Here is a 6,580-nt window from a genome sequence, read left to right on the forward strand (position 1 = left end):
CAGCCGTCAGGGCGGCGGTCAGCTGCGGCTCGAACAGGCCGCAGCGGTCGTTGGCGGCCAGCACGAAGCTGCGCTCATAGAAGCGGTCCTGCGGCGCGGCGAAGGCGGCGACGGGCGTCGCGGCGATCAGCACGGCCGACAGGAAGCCTCTGGCTTGCCGGGGGGAAAGGCCTATCCTCATGCCCCGACCCTAGCGCGCCAGGGTTGGGGTTCCGTGTTCGAGCAGGGTTAGCGAATTGCTTCTTTCCAGCGACCTGTGGGTCAGCGCCCTGATCCGCCGCGCCCAGATCGAGGGCGCCTATGCGACCGTGGTCAAGAAGGGCGACGCGCGCGCCGGCTCGGTCATCGTCAAGGCTTACGACACCTCCACCCGCACCGCCCGCCTGTTCACCGAAGCCTTCGGAACCGACGGCGACCGCCTGTGGATCCAGCCCGTCACGTCCGACAGCGAAAGCGAACTGGACGCCTATATCGCCCGCCAGCGCGGCTACGACCCGGACCTGTGGGTGGTCGAGATCGAGGACCGTCAGGGCCGGCACTTCATCACGGAGACGGTGCAGGCTTGATTCCCGGCGCTCTGATTTGAGCGGGATTATTTATCTCGTCCATCAAATGCCGCGCGCGCCGCCTCTATGCGGTCGATGTTTTTCTCGGCTCACATCCAGACGCCGCAGAAGGCTTCGGCCAGGGTGAAGCCCAGGTCGGTCAGGCGGTATTCGACCTTGGGCGGGATGACGGGGTGGACGGTGCGGATCACCAGGCCGTCGCGCTCCATCTGGCGCAGGGTCTGGGTCAGCATCTTCTGGCTGATGCCCCCGACCAGTTCGCCGACGCGGGTGAAACGGGTCTCGCCGTGCTCGGCCAGAACTTCCAGGATCAGCATGGTCCATTTGTCGGCGACGCGGCCGATCACGTCGTTGACCAAGGCCTCCACGCGCGGATCGGCGACCTCGCCGGTCTCGGGATGAGCAATTCTTGCGGGCAGAAGCTCCGTCATAGCCATTTCTTTCTGGACGGTAAGTAGGGCAGTTCCGAGTGCCTACTTTCGATTAGAGAGTGATCGCCATACCTCGCTTTCATCGCTGACGCATCCCGAGGAGACGATCATGAACATCACCGGCAACACCATACTGATCACCGGCGGCGGCACGGGCATCGGCCGCGCCCTCGCCGAGGCGCTGCACGCGCGCGCCAATCAGATCATCATCACCGGCCGTCGCGAAGGCGTGCTGAAAAAGACGGCGGCCGCCAATCCCGGCATGGCCTGGGCGACGCTGGACATGGAGGACGCCGCGGCCGTCGCCGACTTCGGCGCCCAAGTCGTCAAGGACCACCCCGCCCTGAATGTCGTCATTCTGAACGCCGGCATCATGAAGGCAGAGGACTTGAAGGCCCAGCCGTTCGACCTAGCCGCCGTGGAGACGATCATCGCCACCAATCTGTTGGGGCCGATCCGCCTGACGGCCGCTCTGCTGCCACATCTGACGGCCCAGCCAAAGGCGACGGTGATGACGGTGACGTCGGGCCTGGCCTTCGTCCCGCTGACGGCGACGCCGACATACAATGCGACCAAGGCGGCGTTGCATTCGTGGAGCCAATCCCTGCGGCATCAACTGGCGGACACCGCGGTCGAGGTGCTGGAACTGGCCCCGCCCGGCGTCGCCACCGACATAATGCCAGGCCATGCGGAAAACCCCGCCTCCATGCCGCTGGCCGACTATACGGCCGAGGTCATCGGCCTGATCGAACGCGGCGAGACCCCGCGCGGCGAAATCCTGGTCGAGCGGGTCAAGCCGCTGCGGTTTGCGGAAGCGAATGGCTACGACGCGGTGTTCGAGCAGTTGAACGGCGCGCACTGAGGCCGCGCACCAAGACCTCTCTCTCCCCCGGCGGGGATGGAGAGGTCCAGCGCGGGATCAATCCTCGTCCATCTTCAGGGCGGCGATGAAGGCCTCCTGCGGGATTTCGACCTTGCCGAACTGGCGCATGCGCTTCTTGCCGGCCTTCTGCTTTTCCAGCAGCTTCTTCTTGCGGGTGGCGTCGCCGCCGTAGCATTTCGAGGTCACGTCCTTGCGCAGGGCGCGGACGGTCTCGCGGGCGATGATCTTGCCGCCGATGGCCGCCTGGATCGGGATCTGGAACAGGTGGGGCGGGATCAGTTCCTTCATCTTCTCGACCATGCCCCGGCCGCGCGTCTCTGCGCGGGCGCGGTGGACCAGCATGGACAGTGCGTCGACCGGCTCAGCGTTGACCAGGATGGACATCTTCACCAGGTCGCCGACCTTGTATTCGGTGATCTCGTAGTCGAACGAGGCATAGCCCTTCGAGATCGACTTCAGCCGGTCGTAGAAGTCGAACACCACCTCGTTCAGCGGCAGCTCATAGACCACCATGGCGCGGTTGCCGACGTAGGACAGTTCGATCTGCTGGCCGCGACGGTCCTGGCACAGCTTGATGACGCCGCCCAGGTATTCGTCCGGGGTCAGGATGGTGGCCTTGATCCAAGGCTCGGCGATCGTCTCGATCTGCATCACGTCGGGCAAGTCGGCCGGGTTGTGCAGGTCCATTTCGGAGCCGTCGCGCAGGCCGATCTTGTAGACGACGGACGGCGCCGTGGCGATCAGGTCGAGGTTGAACTCGCGGCTCAGGCGCTCCTGGATGATTTCCAGGTGCAGCAAACCCAGGAAGCCGCAGCGGAAGCCGAAGCCCAGCGCCGCCGAGCTTTCCATCTCATAGGTGAAGGAGGCGTCGTTCAGGCGCAGCTTGCCGATCGCGGCGCGCAGGTCCTCGAAGTCGGCGGCGTCCACCGGGAACAGGCCGCAGAAGACGACCGACTGGACTTCCTTGAACCCCTTCAGCGGCTCGGCGGTCGGCTTCTTCTCGTCGGTGATGGTGTCGCCGACGGCGGCGTGGGCCACTTCCTTGATCTGGGCGGTGATGAAGCCGACCTCGCCGGGGCCGAGCTGATCCACGGGCGTGTTCTTGGGCAGGAAGACGCCGACCCTGTCGATCAGGTGGGTCGAGCCGTTGCGCATCATCTTGACCCGCATGCCGGTCTTCAGCACGCCGTCGAAGACCCGCACCAGCACGACGACGCCGAGGTATGGGTCGTACCAGGCGTCGACCAGCATGGCCTTCAGCGGCGCATTCACATCGCCCTTGGGTGCCGGCAGCTTGGTGACGATGGCCTCCAGCACCTCCTCGATGCCGATGCCGGACTTGGCGCTGGCCAGGACGGCTTCGGAGGCGTCGATGCCGATTACGTCCTCGATCTGGGCGCGCACGCGGTCCGGCTCGGCGGCCGGCAGATCGACCTTGTTCAGGACCGGCACGATCTCGTGGTTGTTGTCGATGGCCTGATAGACATTGGCCAGGGTCTGGGCCTCGACCCCTTGCGAGGCGTCCACGACCAGCAACGAGCCTTCGCAGGCGGCCAGGGACCGGCTGACCTCATAGGCGAAGTCCACGTGGCCCGGCGTGTCCATCAGGTTCAGGATATAGTCCTGCCCGTCCTTGGCCCGATAGGTCAGGCGCACGGTCTGGGCCTTGATGGTGATGCCCCGTTCCTTCTCGATCTCCATGTTGTCGAGCACCTGCTCGGACATCTCGCGCGCGGTCAGACCGCCGGTGTGCTGGATCAGGCGGTCGGACAGGGTCGACTTGCCATGGTCGATGTGCGCGACCACGCTGAAGTTGCGAATGTTCGAGATCGGGGGAGTCGTCATCCGCGCGCCCCTATCACGCGTAAGGGTTCGGGACCAGACGCACGGCCGAACTGGTCCCGAACTGCGTCACATTAAGCCTTGGCAATAAAGCCTTTCGCCGTTTGAGAAGGCTTGGCGGACGCGGTATGGAACAAACCTCCCGATAACCGGCGCGAGCCGGCGACCCGCTTCGCCTGCAACCGAGGAAATCCCGTGTCCAAGACGACCCGAACCGTTTTCAACTTCGGCGCCGTCGCCCTGTCGGCCTTGCTGCTGGCCAGCTGCGGCGGACATGGCGAGGAAAAGAAAGATGAAAAGGCCGCAGGCGGCTCGCGCCAGACCGTCAGCGCCGCGACCGTGACCCAGACCAGTCTGGACCGCACCGTCACCGCCTCTGGCACCGTCTCGGCCTGGGAAGAGGTGCCGGTCGCGGCCGAGACCGGCGGCCTGACCGCCGTCGCCGTCTATGTGGACGAAGGCTCCTACGTCCGACAGGGCCAGCCGCTGGTGCAGATGAACGACGTCCTGCTGCGCGCCCAGCTGCGCCAGCAGCAGGCCCAGGTGCAGCTGGCCGAGGCCAATGTGGCGCGCGACAACGCCGCGCTCGATCGCGCGCAGCAGCTGAAGGAACGCGGCTTCCTCAGCCAAGCGTCGCTGGATACGGCCCTGGCCAACCAACGCAGCTCGAACGCCAATCTGGCCGCCGCCCGCGCGGCCCTCAGCCAGACCCAGACCCAGTTGTCACAGGCGACCATCCGCGCGCCCGTCAGCGGCCTGATCATCAGCCGCAGCGTCACCAAGGGTCAGATCATCGCCGCCGGAACCGAGCTGTTCCGCATGGTGCGCGACGGCCGGCTTGAGCTGGACGCCCAGGTGCCGGAGACCGAACTGTCGCTGGTGCGCGCCGGTCAGTCCGCGATCGTGACCTCCAGCGAGGCCGGCCAGACCACCGGCTCGGTCCGCATCGTCACGCCCGAGGTCAATGCGCAGACCCGCCTGGGCCTGGCTCGCATTTCCCTGGCGCCCGGCGCCCAGCTGCGGCCCGGCATGTTCGCCCGCGCCAACATCGCCGTCGGCGATCAGCCGGCGACGACCGTGCCGACCGGCGCGGTCCTGTATCGCGACAACAAGCCCGGCGTCTTCGTGGTCCGGGGCGACAGCACCGTCCACTTCCAGCCCGTGACCATCCTGTCGCGCACCGAGACCCAGACGGCGGTCAGCGGCGTCGCCGTCGGCGTTCGCGTCGCGGTGGACGGCGCCGGCTTCCTGAACGAAGGCGACCGCGTCAACGTGGCCCAGGCGGTCGGCAACGCGCCGGCCCCGGCCGCTCAGCCTGCGACTAAGTAGGACCGACGACCATGAACCAGATGTCGTCATGGGCGATCAAGAACCCGATCCCGATCATCCTGCTGTTCCTGTTGCTGACGCTCGGCGGCGTGGTCGGCTTCATGGGGATGCGGATCAATCAGAACCCCGACATCGACTTTCCGCTGGTCGCCGTCACGGCCGCCCGCCCCGGCTCGGCCCCGGCGGAAATGGAGGTCCAGGTCACGCGCCTGATCGAGGATTCGCTGGCCGGCCTCTCGGGCGTGCGCCACATCACCTCCAACATCACCGACGGCGTCTCGACCACGACGATCGAGTTCGAGCTGGGCACCGATACCGACCGCGCCACCAACGATGTGCGCAACGCCATGACCGGCCTGCGCGCGTCCCTGCCCCAGGACATGCAGGAGCCAGCGGTCCAGCGTATCGACATCACCGGCGACGCCCTGATCACCTATGTGGTCCGCTCGCCGACCATGACGCCGGAAGAGATCAGCTGGTTCATCGACAACGAGGTCAGCCGCGGCCTGCTGGCTTTGGGCGGCGTGGGAGAGGTCAACCGCTCGGGCGGGGTGGACCGCGAGATCCGCGTCGAGCTGGACCCGCAGCGGCTCGCCGCCTACGGCGTCACTGCCGCCGAGGTCAGCCAGGCGCTGAACAACGTCAATAACAACCTGCCGGGCGGGCGAGTCACCATCGCCGGGTCCGAGCGCGCCGTGCGCACCCTGGGCGCCGCGACCTCCGTGGCGCAACTGCGCGACACCCTCGTCCCGCTGGGCGACGGCAAGACGGTGCGTCTGGACAACCTGGGCACGGTCGAGGACAAGTGGAGCGAGCCGCGCCGCCTGGCCCGCTACAACGGCCAGGAGGCTGTGACCTTCAACTTCCTGCGGTCGCGCACCGCGTCCGAGGTCAAGGTCGCCGAAAAGGTCCGCGAGGAGGTCAAGAAGCTTGACGACGCCCACCCCGAACTGACGATCCAGCAGGTCACCGCCAGCGTCGAACAGATCGAGGAATCCTATCTGGCCTCGCTGGAGGCCCTGCTGCTGGGCGCCGTGCTGGCGGTCATCATCGTTTTCATCTTCCTGCGCGACTGGCGGGCGACCTTCATCGCGGCCATTGCCATGCCGATGTCGCTGATCCCGACCTTCGCCATCCTGGGCCCGCTGGACCAGTCGCTGAACGTGGTGACCCTTCTGGCCCTGTCGCTGACGATCGGCATCTTGGTCGACGATGCGATCGTGGAGATCGAGAATATCGTGCGCCACATGCGCGACGGAAAACCGCCCTACAACGCCTCGCTGGAGGCGGCCGACGAGATCGGTCTGGCGGTCGTGGCCACCACCGCCACCATCATCGCCGTCTTCGCGCCCGTCGGCTTCATGCCCGGCATCATCGGGCAGTTCTTCAAGGCCTTCGCGCTGGCCGCCTGCGTCTCCGTCGCCTTCTCGCTGCTGGTGGCGCGCACCCTGACGCCGCTGATGGCGGCCTACATCCTCAAGCACGCCAACCATGAGGATCGCGATCCGTTCTGGATGGGCGGCTATCTG

6 protein-coding genes and 1 pseudogene are annotated in these 6,580 nt (G+C 66.4%); 4 read left to right on the top strand and 3 right to left on the bottom strand.

The features are described 5' to 3' along the window. A pseudogene (locus tag B3T77_RS01050) lies at positions 1-181 on the bottom strand (hypothetical protein); the annotation flags it as partial. A 55-nt stretch (positions 182-236) separates the two neighbouring features. On the opposite strand from B3T77_RS01050, the gene B3T77_RS01055 reads away from it, so the two are divergent. Continuing rightward, positions 237-566 (top strand): DUF1491 family protein, encoded by a 330-nt coding sequence (locus tag B3T77_RS01055; protein ID WP_292076262.1) that lies wholly within the window; start codon positions 237-239, stop codon positions 564-566. Between the two features lie 89 nt (positions 567-655). Here B3T77_RS01055 and B3T77_RS01060 read toward each other — a convergent pair whose 3' ends face one another. Further along, the gene (locus B3T77_RS01060) at positions 656-997 is read right to left on the bottom strand and encodes a winged helix-turn-helix transcriptional regulator (RefSeq protein WP_292076265.1); all 342 of its coding nucleotides are present in this window, start codon (positions 995-997) and stop codon (positions 656-658) included. Between the two features lie 109 nt (positions 998-1,106). On the opposite strand from B3T77_RS01060, the gene B3T77_RS01065 reads away from it, so the two are divergent. Then, the gene (locus B3T77_RS01065) at positions 1,107-1,859 is read left to right on the top strand and encodes an SDR family oxidoreductase (RefSeq protein ID WP_292076269.1); all 753 of its coding nucleotides are present in this window, start codon (positions 1,107-1,109) and stop codon (positions 1,857-1,859) included. Between the two features lie 57 nt (positions 1,860-1,916). On the opposite strand, the gene lepA is transcribed toward B3T77_RS01065, so the two are convergent. Next, positions 1,917-3,725: a translation elongation factor 4 gene (gene lepA / locus B3T77_RS01070; protein WP_055754055.1), complete on the bottom strand. Its 1,809-nt coding sequence runs from the start codon at positions 3,723-3,725 to the stop codon at positions 1,917-1,919. A 192-nt stretch (positions 3,726-3,917) separates the two neighbouring features. Between lepA and B3T77_RS01075 the strand changes: the two genes are divergently transcribed. Both B3T77_RS01075 and B3T77_RS01080 read left to right on the top strand, forming a co-directional pair. Further along, positions 3,918-5,051: an efflux RND transporter periplasmic adaptor subunit gene (locus B3T77_RS01075; protein ID WP_055805279.1), complete on the top strand. Its 1,134-nt coding sequence runs from the start codon at positions 3,918-3,920 to the stop codon at positions 5,049-5,051. A gap of 11 nt (positions 5,052-5,062) precedes the next feature. Beyond that, positions 5,063-6,580, top strand: a 1,518-nt coding sequence (locus B3T77_RS01080; protein ID WP_292076281.1) for an efflux RND transporter permease subunit, incomplete at its 3' end; no start/stop codon positions are given.

It is taken from the genome of Brevundimonas sp. UBA7838 (assembly GCF_002500885.1).
Lineage (GTDB): Bacteria > Pseudomonadota > Alphaproteobacteria > Caulobacterales > Caulobacteraceae > Brevundimonas > Brevundimonas vesicularis_C.